This window comes from Streptococcus suis (assembly GCF_002960625.1).
Classification (GTDB): domain Bacteria; phylum Bacillota; class Bacilli; order Lactobacillales; family Streptococcaceae; genus Streptococcus; species Streptococcus suis_T.
In genome coordinates this window covers 1-20396 of sequence record NZ_POJH01000033.1, presented here as the reverse complement: position 1 = coordinate 20396, position 20396 = coordinate 1, and the positions used below count along the sequence as shown (strand labels likewise).

Below are 20396 nucleotides of genomic sequence, written 5' to 3'. Positions count from 1 at the left end.
AATCTTTTCCTATCTACTGTGGATTTCTCGGATGAGTTCTTGCGTTTTTTCCCAGCCTAAGCATGGGTCTGTAATGGATTTGCCGTAAATATCTGGATTGTCTTGGCGACCGTCTTCGATGTAAGATTCAATCATGAATCCGCGAACATAGTTACGGATGGCTTCATTCCAGTCACGGTTAATCAAGGTTTGGCGTACGATGCGGATTTGCTCCAGATAATTTTTGCCAGAGTTATCATGGTTGGTATCGATGATGATGAATGGATTTTTCAAACCAAATTGATCATAGAGGTCAATGGTTTCCAAGAGATTGTCGTAGTAGTAATTTGGCAAATACTTCCCATTTTCATTGACAGCACCACGAAGGATAACGTGAGCAAGCGGGTTGCCAGAGGTTTCGACCTCTGTATTGTTGAAGAGGAAGGATTGTTTCTTCTGAGCTGCAAAGATACCATTAAACATGACTTTAAGGTTACCAGAAGTAGGGTTTTTCAAGCCTGTTGGAACATCAATACCAGAAGCTACAAAGCGGTGTTGCTGGTTTTCCACCGAACGAGCTCCGATTGCGATGTAGGAAACCAAGTCATCAACCAATGGCAGGTTTTCTGGATAAAGCATTTCGTCAGCTGTTGTCAAGCCAGTTTCGGTAATGACGCGGTAGTGCAAATTACGCACAGCCTTGATGCCGTTGATCAGGCTAGGAGCGGCATCTGTATCAGGTTGGTGCATGAGGCCCTTGTAGCCATCGCCATTTGTACGAGGCTTGGCAGTGTAGACCCGCATAACCATGAAAATTTTATCTTTAACTTCCTCTTGAAGTTTTGCCAGGCGATGAGCATAGTCCAAAACTGCCTCTTCATTGTCAGAAGAACATGGGCCGATAACCAAGAGAAGACGGTCATCCTCACCTTTTAGAATGGCTTCTAATTCACGGTCACGGGCTTGTTTTTTGGCAAGAGTTTCTGGAGATAGTTTAGAATGCTCTCGCACTTGATTGATGTCGATTTTTTCACTGATTGGTGTAAACAATATAGAAGTCCTCTTTCGATTAGTATATTTCTTAATTATAGCATGATTTTTAGGAATTTTAAACTTAAATTAAGGTACATTTGATAAAATCGCAGTGAACTCCGAAAATTCATTCATAAATCTTTTATGGGTTTTCTCTATATATTTATTTTAGATAGAAATTGCCAAAAAAATCTGAAAATATTCAATAAATATGATAGAATAGGTCTAACACTATTTTGAGGTAGGGGTTATGAAATTAAGGACAAATATAGAAAAATTACAAGGTAGTATTCGAGTTCCGGGGGATAAATCAATCAGCCACCGTTCGATTATTTTTGGTTCTCTGGCAAAAGGTGTCACAAGAGTACATGATATCTTGCGTGGAGAGGACGTATTATCCACCATGCAGGTCTTTCGTGATTTGGGTGTAAAAATTGAAGACAATGGTGATATTGTAGAAGTACAAGGTGTTGGTTTTGATGGTCTTCAAGCACCAAAAAATCACTTGGATATGGGGAATTCAGGGACATCTATCCGCTTGATTTCAGGTGTCTTGGCAGGTCAGGACTTTGAAGCGACCATGTTTGGTGATGATTCTCTATCCAAGCGACCGATGGACCGTGTGACCATTCCTCTTAGTCAAATGGGTGTGGATATTTCTGGTCAGACAGAACGTGATTTGCCACCTCTGGTCATCAAGGGCAGCAAAAACTTACAAGCAATTCACTACAAACTGCCTGTAGCATCCGCCCAAGTCAAGTCTGCTCTGCTATTTGCAGCCTTGCAGGCTGAGGGCGAAAGTGTCATCGTCGAGAAAGAGTTGACCCGCAATCACACGGAAGATATGATTGTCCAGTTTGGCGGTGAGTTGACGGTCAATGGCAAAGAAATCCGTATCCAAGGTGGTCAAGAATTTACGGCCCAAGAGATTACGGTGCCGGGTGATATTTCCAGTGCTGCCTTTTGGCTGGTAGCTGGCTTGGTAGTACCAGGTTCAAAAATCGTCCTTGAGAATGTCGGTATCAATGAAACACGGACTGGAATTTTAGACGTTATCAAGGCCATGGGTGGTCAGATGACCTTGTCAGATATTGATGAACTCGCTAAATCTGCCACTATTACGGTGGAAACTTCTGACTTGAAGGCTACGGAGATTGCTGGCGACCTCATTCCTCGTTTGATTGATGAGTTGCCAATTATTGCGCTTTTAGCCACTCAGGCAAATGGGACAACGGTTATCCGTGATGCCGAAGAATTGAAAGTCAAGGAAACTGACCGTATCCAAGTGGTGGCCGATGCCCTTAATAGCATGGGAGCCAAGATTGAGCCGACAGAGGATGGTATGATTATTCATGGTCCAACTGCCTTGCATGGTGCGACTGTTAACACCTTCGGTGACCATCGTATAGGTATGATGACGGCTATTGCAGCCCTATTGGCTCAGGATGGAGAAGTGGAGTTGGAAAGAGCGGAGGCTATCAATACTAGCTATCCAGCCTTCTTTGATCACTTAAATAGTTTGATAGACTAGGAGAAGAGATGCCAATCGTTTTACTTGGATTTATGGGAGTTGGAAAAACCACCACCGCACGTTTGTTGGACCTCCCTGTTTACGATATGGACCAAATTATTGAAGAACGGATTGGCATGACCATCGCTGATTATTTCAAGCTCGAAGGAGAAGCTGTTTTTCGCAAAGTTGAAACAGAAGTCTTGAAAGAATTATTGGCTTTGCCTGCTGACTGTCTGGTATCGACTGGTGGTGGTGTGGTCAAATCTGAGTTCAATCGACAGCTGCTATTAGAAAATAAGGCTAATAATGTTCTTTTGACTGCTTCATTTGAAGTTGCCTATGATCGAATTTGTTTGGATAGTCAATCAAAGCGCCCCCTTTTTTTACAGAATAGTAAGGAAGAGTTTAAAGCTATCTATCAAGAACGCATGGCCCTCTATCAAGGATTGGCAGCTACCAATATCAATACAGACCAACTTACTCCAGAACAAGTAGCAAGGAAGATTTTATGCAAGTAGCTTACTTAGGACCTCGTGGTTCTTTTACCCATCAGGTAGCCCAGCAAGCCTTTCCAAGTGCTGATTTACAGGCTTTCGGGACCATTACAGAAGTGATTAAAGCCTATGAAACTGGCCAGGTTGTCTATTCTGTCATTCCAGTTGAAAACTCTATTGAGGGTAGTGTCCACGAAACTATTGATTATCTTTTTCATCAGGCGGAAATCCATGCGGTTGCTGAAATTGTTCAACCCATTGCCCAGCAACTTTTGGCGAGCAGTGCGGATAAGACGATTGAGGTTATCTATTCTCACCCACAAGCCATTGCACAGGGAAAGAAATATATTCTGGAGCATTTTCCTACTGCTCGGATTGAGGTGACAGCTAGTACAGCCTATGCAGCTCGGTATGTGGCTGAGCATACAGACCAGCCATATGCGGCTATAGCACCACAAGCAGCAGCAGAGGAATATGGTCTAATGGTAATTGGGCAAGACATTCAGGAAATTAGTGAAAATTTCACACGATTTTGGATATTGGGTAATGAAGTTCCAGAAATCGGCCTTCAGAAAGTGACTAAAAAGGTTAGTTTGGCCTTGACTTTGCCTGATAATTTACCAGGTGCCCTCTATAAAGCCATGTCTGTCTTTTCATGGCGAGGAATTAGTTTGACAAAAATTGAAAGTCGGCCTTTAAAAACAGCCTTGGGAGAGTATTTTTTTATACTGGACCTTGAAAATCAATCTGAGGACCTATTGTCCTACTCCCTTGAAGAATTGACGAGTTTGGGAATATCATGTAAAATACTAGGTAATTATCAAGTGTACCTAGCTAGTTAGGATAAAGATGAACGTATGACGAAAAACAAAGGAATCTTAACCCATCATGAAGAGTTGAGGTTGGATTATTTACATAAAAATATTCATTATTTAAATGATAGAGAGCGACAGGAGTTGGATTATCTTCTTTTCAAGAAGGAACTCCGTATTCGACATGGGAAACCGAAAAAGCAAATGAATGATGAAAGTCCTTTGTTTTCTGAGGACTTTGTAGGTGATGACTGGTCTGAGGAAGTTGCTAAGGCAGATGATGACCTTCTTCCAGCCTATCCGGATACTAGGTCCAGAAGAAGTAGAAGAAAAAAGCAGATTAGTGAGAGAGCAGAATTAGTGGACTATGTCCCTAAAATGCCACTGAAACCAAAGAAAAGAAAGAAATGGGGAGTAAAGCGGATTTTCAGGCTCCTAGCCGTAGTCCTTTTGTTATTTGTTTTTGCTTTGGGCTTTAGTTTCATTAAGGGCCTGAATAGTGTGAGTGAGCAGCCTACTGCTGAAGTATTTAACGGGGTCAGTTCTGCTAATGGTACCAATATTTTGATTTTGGGTACGGATGGACGTGCAGGTGAAAGCACGGACGAAATACGGACAGATACCATTATGGTCTTAAATATCAATAATGCAGATAATAAGGTCAAACTGGTTAGTTTTATGCGAGATACCTTGGTCGATATTGAAGGATACGAATACAAACTCAATGCAGCCTATACCCTCGGTGAACAAGATAATAAGCAGGGAGCTGAAGAAGTTCGTAAGGCTTTGAAAAACAATTTTGGCATCGATATTGATTACTATGCTATGGTTGATTTTGCGACTTTTGCGACAACAATTGATACACTCTTTCCAGAGGGTGTGACTATTGATGCACAATTTTCAACCATAGATGGAGAAACGGTTAGCTCGGTGGAAGTGCCAAATGATTTGCAGCTGGAGGAAAATGCCCCAGCCTATCAAACCATTCAGGTTGGTGTTCAACAAATGGATGGTAAAACCTTGCTTAACTACGCGCGTTATCGTTCAGATGATGAGGGGGATTTCGGTCGTACCAAGCGCCAGCAACAAGTCTTGTCGGCTGTCATGACCCAGGCTAAAAACCCGATGAAGCTCTTTTCAGGGGCGGAAGCACTTGGTAAAGTAGTGGCGATGACCCCAACAACAGTTCCCCAGGCCTTCATGCTCTTTCATGGACCGGGAGTTGTTATGGATGCAGCTAATGGCATCGAACGCATCACCATTCCTGAAAATGGGGATTGGATTGACGATTATGATATGTATGGTGGCATGGCCCTGCGAGTTGATTTTGAAAAGTACCAACAGCGCTTAACTGATTTGGGCTTACGATAAAAAATGTGATATACTAGAGAGTGACTTCGGTCACTTTTTTAGTGTCCAAAATAGAAAGTAGTACTATGTTAAAGAAAAATGATGTTGTTGAAGTAGAAATTGTAGACCTAACTCATGAGGGGCAGGGGGTTGCCAAGTTGGATGGTTTTGTCTTTTTTGTGGACAATGCACTGCCAGGTGAGAAAGTGTCTATGCGTGTTCTGAAGCTTAAGAAAAATATTGGTTTTGGTAAGGTGGAAGAATGGCAGAGCTACTCACCAGACCGCAACCAAGACCTAGACTTAACCTATCTAAGAACGGGTATTGCAGACCTGGGGCATTTGAACTACCCAGCCCAGCTTAAATTTAAGAAAAAGCAAGTTGAAACTAGTTTGCGTAAGATTGCAGGTATTTCAGAAATAGAAGTAAAAAATACCCTTGGCATGGACAATCCTCTTGCCTATCGTAATAAGGCAGCGGTTCCTGTTCGTCGTGTCAATGGTCAGTTGGAAACTGGGTTCTTCCGAAAGAATTCTCATGATTTAGTACCGATTGAAGATTTTTATATTCAAGATAAGGAAATTGATAGCTTGATTTTGGCTACTCGTGACCTCTTACGGAAATTGGATTTGAAGCCTTACGATGAAAAGGAACAGACAGGACTCGTTCGAAATATTGTCGTGCGTCGTGGTCATTATTCAGGCCAATTGATGTTGATTTTGGTCACAACTAGACCAAAGATTTTCCGTGTTGAAACCTTGATTGAACGGTTGATAAGTCAGTTTCCAAATCTAGTTTCCATCATCCAGAACATCAATGATCAGAATACCAATGCGATATTCGGTCAAGAATTCCGTCTTTTGCATGGCAGTGAAACCATTGTCGACAGCATGTTGGGCAATGAATTTGAGATTTCTGCACCGTCTTTCTATCAAGTCAATACAGAAATGGCCGAAAAACTCTATCAGACAGCTATCAATTTTGCAGATTTGTCAGCAGATGATGTCGTCATTGATGCCTACTCTGGAATTGGAACCATTGGACTGTCCTTTGCCAAACAGGTCAAGCATGTTTATGGTGTGGAAGTCGTTGAGAAGGCTGTCCTTGACAGTCAGAAGAATGCTGTTCGAAATGGAATTGACAATGTGACTTATGTGTGCGATAGTGCGGAGTCAGCTATGCAAAAATGGGTATCTGACGGAATTAAGCCAACGGTGATTTTTGTCGATCCGCCAAGAAAAGGTTTGACTGAGAGCTTTATCAAGGCAAGTAGCTCTGTAGAGCCTGAGCAAATTGTCTATATATCATGTAACGTCGCTACCATGGCGCGTGATATTAAGCTTTATGAGGAATTGGGGTATAAACTGACTAAGGTACGGCCGGTGGATCTTTTTCCGAATACGCATCACGTGGAGGCAGTATCACTGCTTGTACGAGTTGATTTATCAGCGAAGTAGAAGCAGATGTTCTGCCTATGCGACAGCTGTCGCAGAACACAGTGATGCGGTAACAGCGAACCGCTGAGTGCGTTGCTCTGCTCGTAAAAGCCTAGAAAACTTTGAACGAAAGGGATAGTGAAAAGCCTTGGAGACAAGGCTTTTTGTATTGAGGTGGTGAAGTATCAGAGTGAGGAAATTTTTGGAGTGAGTAGAAGTGATAGCTAGAAATTATCAATTTCTATTTCCATTTACCCTGTGGGTACGTGTTTGTTTCCATTGACAAGGAGTTTTTGGGAATAGAAACGTACCCACCTCTAATATCGCCTTAATGGTCGATTGAAGTGTGAGTTTTAAATTTGATACAAAATGTGTTATACTTTGTTAAAAATGGGGTTATATTATGAAATTTGATTTAGAATTGGTAGAAAATGGAAAGTATTTCGATATCCTGAATAAATGGGAGCTTGATCCTAGTGTGGTACAATTACCTTTTTATGATGGAAAATCTAAAAGGATAGTAGTTTTACGAAAAAATCCAATTTCTGATTACTTTATTGAGAGTTTGACTGAAATTCACCATGATGGTATGCCCTCAGAAAAAGGTAAGGATCGCGGTCATTTTATAGCTCAGTCATTCAAAGAATTCCTATTGACGCCGGATGAATTGAGTAGTTTTAAAAATGAAGTAAATAGATAATACTCCAGATGCTATATTTCATAATTTTAACAAATTCAATGAGGTAGCTATTGAGTGTCCCTGACCGAGAAAAAAACGGGATTATCTTTACAGATGCTTCTAATAATTGTCTTGGGAATGATGGTGACTATGTACTCATTGTTTCGTAATAAACTGAAAGGAAAGCAGTGAGATGAAAAAGTATCGATTATTTACCAGCATTTTAGCAACAATAGCAATTTTAATTTTAGGAGGGTGTGGCATGACTTCGCAGAAAGAAACATTGACGAAGGAGCAACAGGATAATGTGGTGCGAGGAATTGTCAAGAATTATAATATAGAAACAATAAAATTTATAAAATTTAGTAAAGACCTAAAAACAGGTAGTTATCACTTGTTATTTACCATAAATAACAATGAAAGATACAAAACAGGAATTACAGTTTCAGAAATTTCAGAGTTTGATGAACGTCTGGACAATATTGGTCTCAGTCCTATTGATGATTTTGAACCTCTGGAAAGGGATGTTCCAATCGATAGTACAGAAGATACTATTAAAAAGGTAGATGTGATATATTTAGGAGAATAGTATGTCAATCACAAACGAACAGTATATATATAAATAAGGATAAAAATATGAAAGAAGAGTACATTAGAAAATTATTATATGAGATACCAGAAGGGGCAGATTATGCTATAGATGCATCTGAACTAGAACAAGAGGATATCTCATCTACTAGAGTAAGACAATTGGAGGAGTTATTGCAACAAGGAGAGTATGTCTTTGAAATCTCTATGTTATTAACTGCTTGGGGATACGATAGTGGTTTCAATTGCTTAACAGAACTTTTTGATAAAGGTTTACTCAGAGGTTTTATAGTCAATAGATTATATGGATATGATGAAACCTATAAACATATCTTGGATAACTTGATATTATTTTGGATAAATAAGGGCGCAGGAGAGGATAAAGAGATAGAAGTCAAAGTTAATCTATATATAAAAAAAATTATTCAGGATTCATTCCTAGAGATGTATGATTTAGATCCTTTGATTACATTTTTACAACTTTCTAGTACACGTCAAGAGCTTATAGAATTGATAAAACAAAATCTCGAAAAAATAACTTTGGAGCAAGAGAATTTCTTATGGAGAATAAAAAGTGATTTGAAGATAATAAACATTTATGATAAAGATTTTGTAGACAATTTTATAAATAAATATTCTTTAGACCGAGATGATGTCTTATAATTTGTTAAAATAAGTATGGAAAATATTAAATTTTATAAAATCAATGAACCTTTTGGTGAATTTTCAAATTTTTCTCCCTATGGATTTTTTGATGACTCTGGTCTATATTGGCCGACAAGTGAGCATTATTTTCAAGCTCGAAAATTTGAGCAAAAGGAGCTTAGGGAAAAAATTAGATTACTTTCTAATCCAAAGGCTGCTGCTTTGGATGATGCCTATGATGCCGTTAGGAATGGACTAGGTAAAGCAGTGAAAGGTACATGGAATTCTGTGACTAGTTGGTTTGGTGGAGGAGCTAAATATGCGTAAAGAGAGGTTACTATCGGCAACCTTTGAGCAATCAAAAAAGGTTGTTAGTAAGAAGATACTAACAGAAGAAGGTGCACAGGTTGGCGTATTATCTTCTATGAAGCTATCTCAAAGGTTTTCTGGGCTAGTCATTTTATTACTTTTTATTATGTCATATGGAGTAGGAGTATATCTACCAGAAAGTCTCTTAACCTCAACAGAGAAAATTAGATACATATCAACCTCTACTGCCCAATCAATTGTCACTATTGGAACAATCTTTAGAATCCCGCTATTGGCACTGATGTATTGCTCAATAGTAATGGTTATCATAAATGTTTTTCCAAAAAAAAATTATGCACATCAATTGCTTTATGGAACCATTACTCTTCTTGTTTTTTTAATCACAGTATTTTTGATGCTGTTTCCCTTTACAATCGGTCTCACAGTAGGTGCCTTTGGATGGATTGGTTTTTTACTTCAACTGTTAGTATGTGTATATCTGTGGAAGACTCTAGTAATCTCAAATGTAGAACAGCTTAAAAAACAACTTTATAAGGGGGAACCAGCTAATAAAGACTGGGGAGAGAGCCTAATGGCATTTATCAAGAAGTATGGAGGTGTTCTATTACTTCTAGCTATTGTCAATCGTTGGACCTTCAATTTTGGGGAAGCGATCAAAACGCGACCAGACATTTTCAGTTTCTTGTATGGTTGGGCTTTCTTATTAGTTGCGGCTCTCATGATTTTTACTACGGGCATGACCCTGAAAAATTTTGTAGCTGCATTTTACTTTTTCAAGTACCAAAAAGAATATCGCCAGTTCTTTAAAATCTCAAATGAGCAATGGTATGGCAAATGGCGTGGAAAAATGATAGATAAGAAGAAACAAAAAGAGAAATAAAATTGACAAATGAATTATTACCATTAGGAAGTATTATCTACTTAGAGGAAGCGATAACAAAGTTATGATGGTATATCTAAGAGACCGATAAGTTTTGAAGTTAATTATAAAATTGATGGAGAACCTTATAGTGAAATACTAAAAAACATTAATAGGGGGTAACAAAATGGCATTTTTGAAGATTAATTTATGGAAATCCAAATTGGAATGGTATCCTTGGCAATGGAATATGTTAATGGTCAGGCAGATGCTATATATATTTATGGAATTTCTGAGAAAGAAATTATTTCATATAATGTATTTTTCAAAATTAAAGATTCAGTTGTAAAGATTCATAAAGTAAACTCAGTTTTAACAAATAAGGTAAATGATTCTGATGGTATGCTTTTTTCAGTATTACGATACGGAAATGAGGACTTGCAAGCATTAATTGATTTATGTGATAATAATGGGCATGAACATCCTACTGAATTATGGTTAGTATATGACGCGAAGTCAAACCATCTAGAGACAAAATACAGTTATGAAGCTCGTTATGAAAATGATGAAGATTTAATTCCACGATTAGAATTTGAAAAGTGGTTTGAAGAAGTCAAAGCTGAAAAGAATAAATGATCGTTGGGACTGGGAATTCTCCAGTCCTAACTGTTAACTTGCAATTAGCATCATCACTCCGACTGTTTTTTGTCCTAAAAAAAATAGATCATAATACCAAACAATTTGGCAATCTAACCAAGGGTAAGGTCGCCTCTACAGCCGATAACCTTGCTAGACAGCTCCGCCATAAATGGTTTTGAAACCAGAGCTAAAGATTTTTCTAAGGCGGGTAAATCTGGTCCAGAGAATACATGGCTTCATCATCAAGATGGAAAAACTTTACAATTGGTTGATAGAAAAAATCATAGACGCTTTACACATCGCGGAGGTATTTCTATCAAGAGAAATGGAGGAAAATAATGAGTTTACAAATTGAAAAATTTGGACATGCTAAAATTGAGGATATTCATGAGTTAGAAAAAGGATTTAATATTGTTTTGCCAAAAGACTATAAGCAATTTTTATTAGATTTTAATGGAGGTGAAACAATAGACTATGAATTAAACAAGATTAGTATTCCACATAGTGATGATGAAATAAATTTAGATCTATTATTCGGAGTTCGACCTGATGAACAAGGAACGGATATCGGAAAATGGACAGAAGAATATATTGATGATATTTTGGAACATTCTCTCATCATTGGAGATACAGTCCAGCATGGCTTTATAATTATTTGGATTAGTGGAGATGAAAACGAGGGTGTATATTATTATGACGATGCATACACATTACCATCGTCATCTGATGGAGGTAACACCTATTATCTTGCATCAACATTTACTGAATTTTTATCATTATTGACTCCTTAGATTGTTTGGAGTAATTGGAGAAAGTGTGGGTTTAATATTATGAATGAGATTAAATTACTGGATAAAAAGGAAATTTCTGCTTTTAAAATAAACCAACTTGAAAAGAAGTTTAATATAGAACTTCCCAACGATTATAAAGACTGGTTGTTAAAAAATGGCGTTGGTTATCCAAAGCCAGATGTTTTCACTATAGGTGAGAAATCTGAAGTTTTAAATAATCTACTAGACTTTGATAAAGCAGAATATGGTAATGTATATGAGGTGCTAGAAGATATAGAAGATAGGCTACCTAGTACATTATTTCCCTTTGGTGAAGACCCCTTTGGTAATTTACTTTGCTTTGATTATTCAGACAATCAATCAGTTGTTTATTGGAATCACGAAATGTTAGATAATAACGGTCATAATACAGTTTTTGTGGCTCAATCATTTACAGATTTCATCAACTCATTGTATTTTGATAATGAATAAAGAACAAGAACCTAGAGAAGAAATGATTAAGATAGTGGAGAGTGATGAGGCTAAGAAATTATTCGAGGAAGTGTTGTAAAAGGCCTAGCTCAATAGGATTAAGGAGATAGAAGATGCAAACAGTAACATTATGGCTTGGAAATTTTCAGTCTGCTGAAGATTTAAAAAAATATTTGTATGTTGGATATACTGACGATGGAGACAGTATTGACTCCAATTTTGAGATAGATTTTCATCTAGGTTTTTATGATAGAGATTTAATAGAAAGTGACTGGATTGAAAACAAAGAAGTAGCATTATCTGTTTTACTTGAAGGTTTTTCATATGATAATCAGATAATACAGCAGTTTTTAGAAACAGGAAGAGAGTACAATACCATAATATTGATATATAATTACTCCTATGATAAACGAATATTAAGAAAAGAAACGGATGATTTTTTTCTTGAATTGATTGGAACTGCCTCATATGAAGTCTAGATAATAAAGTAAAGTAGCCTCTGCAGCTGATAATGTTGCTGGTAAACTTCGTCATGCCGATGACACCCTCAGTAAAGCAGCGCAGAACTTTAGTCTTAATAACATTGGATTTGAGCCCCAGCTAGTCAGCGGAGCTATCCCAACCCCCCACGTCGAGGTAGTTGCTCTGCTCGTAAAAGCCTAGAAACCTTTGAACGAAAGGGATACTGAAAAGCTTTGATTGCTATAAAAAATAGATTTCCCTCTTACTATTTCTGATTGAAAAATAGAGTAATTACTTGTATACTAAGGATAAATTAATATCCAGAAAGGATTCGCTCATGAAAAGATTTTTCATTTTAACAGCAGGTTTACTGGTATTCTTGTCTGCATGTAATTTTGAAAAAACAAATATTACATCAAATAATGGTAGTTCTACTTCATCAACTATTAGGAAAATTGAGCAATCTCAAAAAAATCAGAGGAATCTGATATAACCTATTCGAAATCGGAAAGTTATTATCGTAGTATTCTTATTCAATCTCGAGATGAACAACGTCATTATATTGAATCTTTACCTCAAGAACAGCAACAAAGCGTTCAAACAACATTTTCTGCAATGGTAATGAAAGCAGAGGAACTCAAACAAGAATTTTCCTCAGACAAAGAGTTAATCGAAATGGTGTTGCATGACTTGTTGGAGGAAGAAAGACAAGTAAGGGATATTTCCACTTTGGAAACTTCTGACTTAATAGAAACTTATGCCAAGAAAAAAAGTATACGTTATCTTTAAGGGACTCCAGCTACACAGCAAAAATATTACGGTTACTCAGTGCCTGATGAATTACTTAAGTCCGTATTTTTGAACGGTAATCCAATATCAATCCAGTTTTATGGTTATGTGATCGGAGAAGGAGAACTGTATATCCTCAAGGATTGCTATGTGAATGAAGCAGGAACAGAACTTATTTTATTTGTTGAAAGAAATGGCCAGAAGTATGTCTTAGAAAGCAGCAAGTCACCAGATAATAAAAAAGTTGATGTTTTTTTAGTCAAGATGAAATTTTAGCTTCTTATTTACAGTAAAAAATTAGATAATTTTAATCAGTGGCGCTAGTTCATTTCAAACTACAATAAAAAGCCCAAATGGACTATACTGTAAGTGACGAAACATACATGAGGTTAGTCCAAATGAGCCACTTATCTCTGTTTCAACCACCTTTTGACCTCTGACATGCACTCTGCGCACGCCAAAAACACCCTTCATCCTACCAAATACAGGTTTGACATCCACCTTGCGTTTGGCATAAATGCAGGCTCCCTCTTTACTTGTCAGTTCCTCTTTGACTAAGTTCTTGAAATATCACGCCAAACGTATGAAGAAAATTTCGTTTTTAGATAACTAATTTTCATAAAAAGTTATATTTTCATCATGAAATTCTGTTATAATGTAGGTGATAACGAGGATAAATCAAAGCAATTACAAAAATATCGTGAAAATATTTTTGGAAAAATGCATGTAGCTAGAAAACAGTTACATGCATTTTCTTCATGCGTACGGCGTGTTGAAATATAGCTAATTGAAACAAAACCAGTACATTTATGATTTTATGTATTTATGGCATATTCATTAGATTTTCGTAAAAAAAGTTCTCGCATACTGTGAGAAAACAGGCAGTATCACCGAAGCATCTGCTATTTTCCAAATTTCACGCAACACCATCTATCAATGGTTAAAATTAAAAGAGAAAACCGGCGAGCTTCGTCACCAAGTAAAAGGAACCAAACCAAGAAAAGTTGATAGAGATAAATTAAAGAACTATCTAAAAAATCATCCAGATGCTTATTTGACTGAAATAGCTTCTGAATTTGATTGTCATCCAACAGCTATTCATTTCGCTCTCAAAGCTATGGGTTATATTCGAAAAAAAAGAGCTGTACCTACTATGAACAAGACCCTGAAAAAGTAGATTTGTTCCTTAAAGAATTGAGTAACTTAAGCCATCTGACTCCTGTTTATATTGACGAGACAGGTTTTGAGATCTATTTTTATAGAGAATATGCTCGCTCCTTAAAAGGTCAGTTGATAAAAGGTCGGGTTACTGGAAGAAGATATCAGCGGCTATCTTTGGTTGCAGGTCTCATAAATGGTGAGCTTATAGCCCCGATGACATACAAAGATACCATGACAAGTGACTTTTTCGAAGCTTGGTTCAAAAAAGTCTGCTACCAACTTTAGATGAAACAGCTGTTATCATTATGGACAATGCAAGGTTTCATAGGATGAGTAAGCTAAGAGATTTATGCGAGGAGCAGGGACATAGACTTTTACCTCTGCCTCCTTACTCGTCCGAGTATAATCCCATTGAGAAAACATGGGCTCATATCAAAAAACACCTCAGAAAAGTATTGTCAAATTGCGATACTTTTCTTGAGGCATTTTTGTCCTGTTCTTGTTTCAGTTGACTATAAAATTCTATCTCGCCCATTTCAAATTGCCCCAGCTAGTTGTGCTAAAGGCAGTGGTATTAAATACGCACAATGGATAAGATGTAGCGATGAATGATTTCAGGTGATTCTTGACAACCATTTTGTATCCAATACTTGATGATACTGTCGATGGTTGAAACATAAACAGTTAAGGCATACTCGTAAGGAATTTTATATGCCTGTTCGAGTTGTTTTGGAAGATCAGGAATACTGGAATTTTCAATAACTTCGGTAATATACTTGGTAACTTCTAAAGAAATATGAGGGATAATGGTGACAAAATCCACAGCGATTGAGCGATTATTATACAAGAAGGTCAGCATTTCAGCGATAACATCATCGCTCAAGGTTGGGTCTTTCGCAAGAATAATATTAATCTCGTTCAGGATATATTCAAGCGCTTCTTCCAAAAAGGTTTCCTTGGAATTATAGTAATGATAAAATACCCGACGGCTCAAATTAGCTTGGTCGGCAATTTGGTTAATAGTGAAATTGTCTTTTTCACTGGATTTCGTTAGGTAAAAATAGGCTTCTAGAAATTTCTGGCTGGTTGTAAAATACTTTTCCATATATATATATATATATAACTCCGTTATAAATTTAATAAATAAAAATTGAAAAAAATAAATGCACTGCACAAAAATGTATTTTTTGTGAAACATTCATTTTATACACATTATATAATGTATTTTGTAATCATGCAACTATTTCTTTTAAAAGTTGTTGGAATATGGAAAGGAATTCTTATGTTTTTTGATAATAAAGAGCTTGAAAACGAAGCATTGCGTTCGAAGCAACGGTTTACTATTAAAAAGTTTAAATCGGGTGCGGCATCAGTTTTAATCGGTTTCTTATTTATGTTCAGCGGTGGAGCCTTAAAAGCTGCTGCAGAAGAGCTTGAATCAGGTCAGTTGCCACAGACGACCGAGCTGGTGGACAAACCACTGGATTCAAGTGCTCAGGCAAACGAAGTAGTTTCTCATTCGGTACAGCAAGAAGCAGGAGAGGTTGTACAAACAGTAGAGCCAACTTCTGCCGTGCTTGCAACACCCCCAAGTTCCACTCAGCTAGTAGACGAACAGCCTAAAGAAACAGAGGAAACGATTGCTACTAAGTCAGCAACTGTTCCTAGTTCCGCTCAGGAAGTAGCAGAGCCTAAATCCCAGGAAATTGTGGAGGAGATTACTCCTGTACCAACAACATTGTCAACTTCATCCTCAGATGAAAAAGTTGAAGATAAGCAAGAAGTTGTCAAACAAGAAACGAATGAAGAAAGTATAACGAAGGCTACACCTGTTTCTAATAACAACGCAACAGAAGCTAATAAAGAAAATATTGCAAGTTCAACACGATCAGCAGAAACTCAAACAGATGCTCAGGCTTCGCAGGCTCGAGATTTGAGTCAGTTAGACTTGGCTAATATGAGTTTTGCAGACTTGGAAACATTAGGGCTTTCTGAAGAAGAGAAATTTACTCTGTTCAATCAAATTCTTGCTCAACAAACAGGACCAAATCCTGTTCAGTTGACAGAAGAAGAAATGAGAAGTTTAGCTGGTTTCAGTGAAGCTGAGAAAAAATTCTACATTCAAAATAAATTAGGCAATACCAACCTTCCAAAACCACTTAATTTGGTGGTCATGTCAGATACAGTTATTAAGCCTAATAATCAGAACAAGTATGTGGTCAATGGGAAGGGACAGACCTTTGCATACGGTCCAGCAAATTACACCTTGACTGTTACACCGAACAAGACCAAAAACACTATGGATTTCGAACTGAATTATAAATTAGACGGAATCAATAGTCGTTCGGGTACTCACGTGGCTGATTTTGTGGTCAATCTTGGAAATGCCTACGGTGCGCCAAGTGCTGCAACGGTTGTTGCTGGGACGAATACTTATAGGATAAACCTTGTTAATGGTGGTCGTCGAAATACCATTACTGGTTACAGTCCGACAGAGCCTATCCAATACACAAATGCCCAGGTGATGAATGGACCCCTCAATGTGAAGTTTACAGTACCTGTTAGAAACTGGACTGGGGATTTGAGTATCGACAACCACATTGGTATGTTCTCAGTTGATACCGGGGCTAACAATACTAAGGATTTCTTCTCTTCAGACAACTACTTCTGGAATAAGAGTGTCGTAACCATTGATCCTAATCCAAGTAAAAATGAAATCACAACAACGCTGCCTCCGATTGCAATGCCGATTCCATTCCAAACGGAATACCGTTTCGTTGTAATGCCTGATCAGGCACCTGGTTTCACTAGACAAATTGAAGAGGGTGCAAATGGGGTGATGCAAATTCCTGTTAAACGGATTGCTTACATTGGAGCAAATGGTACAGAGGAATCGCATCGTTATGAATATGGTCAAGCAACGACTCATACTCCAGCTCGCAATCGAATTGTAGAGGTCAATATTAAAGATGGTGTCCAGGCACCAGTAGCAGCACCTAATATTGATGTGACTTCCATCAGAAAACAGGGTTCTGTGGACGGCGGTCCATTGGTGAATGGTACTGAATTGACCTTTAGAGATGGTCCAAATGGTAAAATCATTCGCCAAGTCTTCATTCCAGATGGTTTGCAAGGGGAACGAGGTCAAGACGGTCGAAATTCAGATATCTCTGTGGAACCTGCACGAGCTGCGGATGGCACACCAGGATACAATATCACTGTTACTGGCGCTGATGGTAGCAGATATACTCGATTTGTTCGTGATGGAAAAGACGGTCGCGATGGTCGAAATGCAGATATTAGTGTAACTCCTGCTGTTGCAACAGATGGAACAAAAGGTCACAATGTTACCGTTACTAGACCGAATGGTAGCAGTTTTACTACCTTTATCCGAGATGGAAAAGACGGTACCAATGGTCGTGATGGTATAGATGGTAAAACTCCGAGTGTAGATTTACAACCTTATACAGGTCAAGATGGTCGTGTCCTCGGAACAACAGTTATTGTAAAAGACGGTGATGGTCAAATCATTTCCCGTAGAAATATCTTAAATGGTAGCGATGGGAAGGATGGCAAAACACCGACTATTGAACAACTGCCAGTGATGGATGGTGGTAGAGTCATCGGCACCCTCATTATTGTTCGTGATGGTGATGGTCGTGAAATCAATCGCCAGACTATTTACAACGGTCGTGACGGTGCCAAAGGCCAGGACGGTGTAAATGGTAGCTCCGTTGTTTCTGAACGTCAAAAAGACGGTACTGTAAAAGTTTATAATGTTTCATCCACAGGTCAGCGTACCGAAATCGCCACTATTCGTAATGGTGTCGATGGTCGCGATGGCGCCAAAGGTCAGGATGGTGCCAATGGTAGCTCCGTCGTTTCCGAACGTCAAACTGATGGTAGTGTAAAAGTTTATAATGTCTCATCTACAGGTCAGCGTACCGAAATCGCCACCATTCGTAATGGTGTTGATGGTACCAACGGTCAGGACGGTGCCAATGGTAGCTCCGTTGTTTCTGAGCTTCAACCAGATGGCAGTGTAAAAGTCTACAATGTCTCCTCCACAGGAGAGCGCACCGAAATCGCCACTATCCGTAATGGAGCAGATGGTCGCGATGGCGCCAAAGGTCAAGATGGAACCAATGGTAGCTCCGTCGTTTCTGAGCTTCAACCAGATGGCAGTGTAAAAGTCTACAATGTCTCATCCACAGGTCAGCGTACTGAAATCGCCACCATCCGTAATGGTGTCGATGGTGCCAAAGGTCAGGATGGTGCCAATGGTAGCTCCGTCGTTTCTGAACTTCAGCCAGATGGCAGTGTAAAAGTTTATAATGTCTCATCGACAGGTCAGCGTACCGAAATCGCCACCATCCGTAATGGTGTTGATGGTCGCGACGGTGCCAAAGGTCAAGATGGAACCAACGGTCGCGACGGTGTAAATGGCAGCTCTGTCGTTTCCGAACGCCAAAATGACGGTACTGTAAAAGTTTATAATGTTTCATCAACAGGTCAGCGTACCGAAATCGCCACCATCCGTAATGGTGTTGATGGTCGCGATGGTGCCAAAGGTCAAGACGGCACCAACGGTCGCGACGGTGTAAATGGCAGCTCTGTCGTTTCTGAACTTCAACCAGATGGCAGTGTAAAAGTCTACAATGTCTCATCTACAGGTCAGCGCACCGAAATTGCCACTATCCGTAATGGAGCAGATGGTCGCGATGGCGCCAAAGGTCAAGATGGAACCAATGGTAGCTCCGTCGTTTCTGAGCTTCAACCAGATGGCAGTGTAAAAGTCTACAATGTCTCATCCACAGGTCAGCGTACTGAAATCGCCACCATCCGTAATGGTGTCGATGGTCGCGATGGTGCCAAAGGTCAGGATGGAGCAAATGGTAGCTCCGTTGTTTCTGAACGTCAAACTGATAGTACTGTAAAAGTTTATAATGTCTCCTCTACAGGAGAGCGTACCGAAATCGCCACCATTCGTAATGGTATCGATGGTGCCAAAGGTCAGGATGGTGCCAATGGTAGCTCCGTTGTTTCCGAACGCCAAACTGACGGTAGTGTAAAAGTTTATAATGTCTCATCTACAGGTCAGCGCATTGAAATCGCCACTATCCGTAATGGTGTCGATGGTCGTGATGGTGCCAATGGTAGCTCCGTCGTTTCTGAACTTCAACCAGATGGCAGTGTAAAAGTTTACAATGTCTCATCCACAGGTCAGCGCACCGAAATTGCCACCATCCGTAATGGTGTCGACGGTACCAACGGTCGCGATGGTACCAATGGCAGCTCTGTCATTTCCGAACGCCAAACTGATGGTACTGTTAAAGTTTACAATGTCTCCTCTACAGGCGAGCGCACTGAAATCGCCACTATCCGTAACGGTGTCGATGGTCGCGATGGCGCCAAAGGTCAAGATGGAACCAACGGTCGCGACGGTGTAAATGGTAGCTCCGTCGTTTCCGAACGTCAAAATGACGGTACTGTAAAAGTTTATAATGTTTCATCCACAGGTCAGCGTACCGAAATCGCCACTATTCGTAATGGTGTCGATGGTCGCGATGGCGCCAAAGGTCAGGATGGTGCCAATGGTAGCTCCGTCGTTTCTGAACTTCAACCAGATGGCAGTGTAAAAGTTTACAATGTCTCATCCACAGGTCAGCGCACCGAAATTGCCACCATCCGTAATGGTGTCGACGGTACCAACGGTCGTGATGGTGCCAATGGCAGCTCTGTTGTTTCCGAACGCCAAACTGATGGTACTGTAAAAGTCTATAATGTCTCATCTACAGGTCAGCGCATTGAAATCGCCACCATCCGTAATGGTGTTGATGGTCGCGACGGTGCCAATGGTAGCTCCGTCGTTTCCGAACGTCAAACTGACGGTACTGTAAAAGTTTATAATGTCTCATCCACAGGTCAGCGTACCGAAATCGCCACTATCCGTAATGGTGTCGATGGTCGCGACGGTGCCAATGGAAGTTCCGTCGTTTCCGAACACCAAACTGATGGTACTGTAAAAGTTTATAATGTCTCATCCACAGGCGAGCGCACTGAAATCGCCACTATCCGTAATGGTGTTGATGGTCGCGATGGTGCCAAAGGTCAGGATGGAGCAAATGGTAGCTCCGTTGTTTCTGAACGTCAAACTGATAGTACTGTAAAAGTTTATAATGTCTCCTCTACAGGAGAGCGTACCGAAATCGCCACCATTCGTAATGGTGTCGATGGTACCAACGGTCGTGATGGTGCAAATGGTAGCTCCGTTGTTTCTGAACTTCAACCAGATGGCAGTGTAAAAGTCTACAATGTCTCCTCCACAGGAGATCGCACTGAAATCGCCACTATCCGTAATGGAGC

General features: G+C 39.4%; 20 protein-coding genes and 2 pseudogenes. 19 read left to right on the top strand and 3 right to left on the bottom strand.

All coding sequences use genetic code 11. The features are described from left to right. Positions 1–9: 9 nt before the first annotated feature. Complete coding sequence (locus tag C1G49_RS08030) at positions 10–1032, bottom strand: 3-deoxy-7-phosphoheptulonate synthase (protein ID WP_105125275.1); 1023 nt, start codon at positions 1030–1032, stop codon at positions 10–12. 229 nt (positions 1033–1261) lie between these two features. On the opposite strand from C1G49_RS08030, the gene aroA reads away from it, so the two are divergent. The 17 genes from aroA to C1G49_RS11380 all read left to right on the top strand — a co-directional run bounded on the left by aroA (position 1262) and on the right by C1G49_RS11380 (position 13145). Then, positions 1262–2542 carry a 3-phosphoshikimate 1-carboxyvinyltransferase gene (aroA, locus tag C1G49_RS08025; RefSeq protein WP_105125274.1) on the top strand — a complete coding sequence of 427 codons (1281 nt, stop codon included), beginning with the start codon at positions 1262–1264 and terminating at the stop codon, positions 2540–2542. A gap of 8 nt (positions 2543–2550) precedes the next feature. After that, entirely contained in the window at positions 2551–3042 is a 492-nt protein-coding gene (locus tag C1G49_RS08020; RefSeq protein WP_105125273.1) for a shikimate kinase, read from the top strand. Then, a complete protein-coding gene (pheA, locus tag C1G49_RS08015) occupies positions 3033–3860 on the top strand; it encodes a prephenate dehydratase (RefSeq protein WP_105125272.1) in 828 nt (275 codons plus the stop codon). Before C1G49_RS08020 ends, pheA begins: the two co-directional genes overlap by 10 nt. Positions 3861–3875: 15 nt before the next feature. Next, on the top strand, positions 3876–5201 hold the full coding sequence (locus C1G49_RS08010; RefSeq protein ID WP_105125271.1) for an LCP family protein: 1326 nt from the start codon (positions 3876–3878) through the stop codon (positions 5199–5201). Between the two features lie 65 nt (positions 5202–5266). Further along, positions 5267–6637 carry a 23S rRNA (uracil(1939)-C(5))-methyltransferase RlmD gene (gene rlmD / locus C1G49_RS08005; protein ID WP_105125270.1) on the top strand — a complete coding sequence of 457 codons (1371 nt, stop codon included), beginning with the start codon at positions 5267–5269 and terminating at the stop codon, positions 6635–6637. A 382-nt stretch (positions 6638–7019) separates the two neighbouring features. Beyond that, on the top strand, positions 7020–7316 hold the full coding sequence (locus C1G49_RS08000) for a hypothetical protein (RefSeq protein ID WP_105125269.1): 297 nt from the start codon (positions 7020–7022) through the stop codon (positions 7314–7316). A gap of 172 nt (positions 7317–7488) precedes the next feature. Beyond that, complete coding sequence (locus C1G49_RS07995; RefSeq protein ID WP_153048231.1) at positions 7489–7884, top strand: hypothetical protein; 396 nt, start codon at positions 7489–7491, stop codon at positions 7882–7884. Between the two features lie 47 nt (positions 7885–7931). Then, positions 7932–8546 (top strand): hypothetical protein, encoded by a 615-nt coding sequence (locus tag C1G49_RS07990; protein WP_105125267.1) that lies wholly within the window; start codon positions 7932–7934, stop codon positions 8544–8546. Between the two features lie 15 nt (positions 8547–8561). Further along, the gene (locus C1G49_RS07985) at positions 8562–8855 is read left to right on the top strand and encodes an NADAR family protein (protein ID WP_105111819.1); all 294 of its coding nucleotides are present in this window, start codon (positions 8562–8564) and stop codon (positions 8853–8855) included. Then, entirely contained in the window at positions 8848–9738 is an 891-nt protein-coding gene (locus C1G49_RS07980; protein WP_105125266.1) for a hypothetical protein, read from the top strand. The genes C1G49_RS07985 and C1G49_RS07980 overlap by 8 nt, the downstream gene beginning before the upstream one ends. 189 nt (positions 9739–9927) lie before the next feature. After that, on the top strand, positions 9928–10353 hold the full coding sequence (locus tag C1G49_RS07975) for a hypothetical protein (RefSeq protein WP_105125265.1): 426 nt from the start codon (positions 9928–9930) through the stop codon (positions 10351–10353). 150 nt (positions 10354–10503) lie between these two features. Then, on the top strand, positions 10504–10695 hold the full coding sequence (locus tag C1G49_RS07970) for an HNH endonuclease (RefSeq protein ID WP_105125264.1): 192 nt from the start codon (positions 10504–10506) through the stop codon (positions 10693–10695). After that, positions 10695–11147: an SMI1/KNR4 family protein gene (locus C1G49_RS07965; protein WP_105125263.1), complete on the top strand. Its 453-nt coding sequence runs from the start codon at positions 10695–10697 to the stop codon at positions 11145–11147. Before C1G49_RS07970 ends, C1G49_RS07965 begins: the two co-directional genes overlap by 1 nt. 39 nt (positions 11148–11186) lie before the next feature. Further along, positions 11187–11618 carry an SMI1/KNR4 family protein gene (locus C1G49_RS07960; protein WP_105125262.1) on the top strand — a complete coding sequence of 144 codons (432 nt, stop codon included), beginning with the start codon at positions 11187–11189 and terminating at the stop codon, positions 11616–11618. Positions 11619–11731: 113 nt separating this feature from the next. Continuing rightward, positions 11732–12097 (top strand): immunity 22 family protein, encoded by a 366-nt coding sequence (locus C1G49_RS07955; RefSeq protein ID WP_105125261.1) that lies wholly within the window; start codon positions 11732–11734, stop codon positions 12095–12097. 604 nt (positions 12098–12701) lie between these two features. After that, positions 12702–12869, top strand: coding sequence for a hypothetical protein (locus C1G49_RS11095; protein WP_161941119.1), 168 nt, complete (start codon positions 12702–12704; stop codon positions 12867–12869). Between the two features lie 150 nt (positions 12870–13019). Beyond that, the gene (locus tag C1G49_RS11380; protein WP_269088207.1) at positions 13020–13145 is read left to right on the top strand and encodes a hypothetical protein; all 126 of its coding nucleotides are present in this window, start codon (positions 13020–13022) and stop codon (positions 13143–13145) included. Positions 13146–13265: 120 nt separating this feature from the next. On the opposite strand, the pseudogene C1G49_RS07950 reads toward C1G49_RS11380, so the two are convergent. After that, positions 13266–13439: pseudogene (locus C1G49_RS07950) on the bottom strand (transposase); the annotation flags it as partial. A gap of 255 nt (positions 13440–13694) precedes the next feature. Here C1G49_RS07950 and C1G49_RS07945 point away from each other — a divergent pair. Then, positions 13695–14542 (top strand): annotated as a pseudogene (locus C1G49_RS07945) (IS630 family transposase). A gap of 62 nt (positions 14543–14604) precedes the next feature. Here the strand turns inward: C1G49_RS07945 and C1G49_RS07940 are convergent. After that, on the bottom strand, positions 14605–15135 hold the full coding sequence (locus tag C1G49_RS07940; RefSeq protein WP_161942101.1) for a TetR/AcrR family transcriptional regulator: 531 nt from the start codon (positions 15133–15135) through the stop codon (positions 14605–14607). Between the two features lie 177 nt (positions 15136–15312). Between C1G49_RS07940 and C1G49_RS07935 the strand changes: the two genes are divergently transcribed. After that, on the top strand, positions 15313–20396 hold a 5084-nt coding region (locus C1G49_RS07935), incomplete at its 3' end, for a YSIRK-type signal peptide-containing protein (protein ID WP_105125259.1).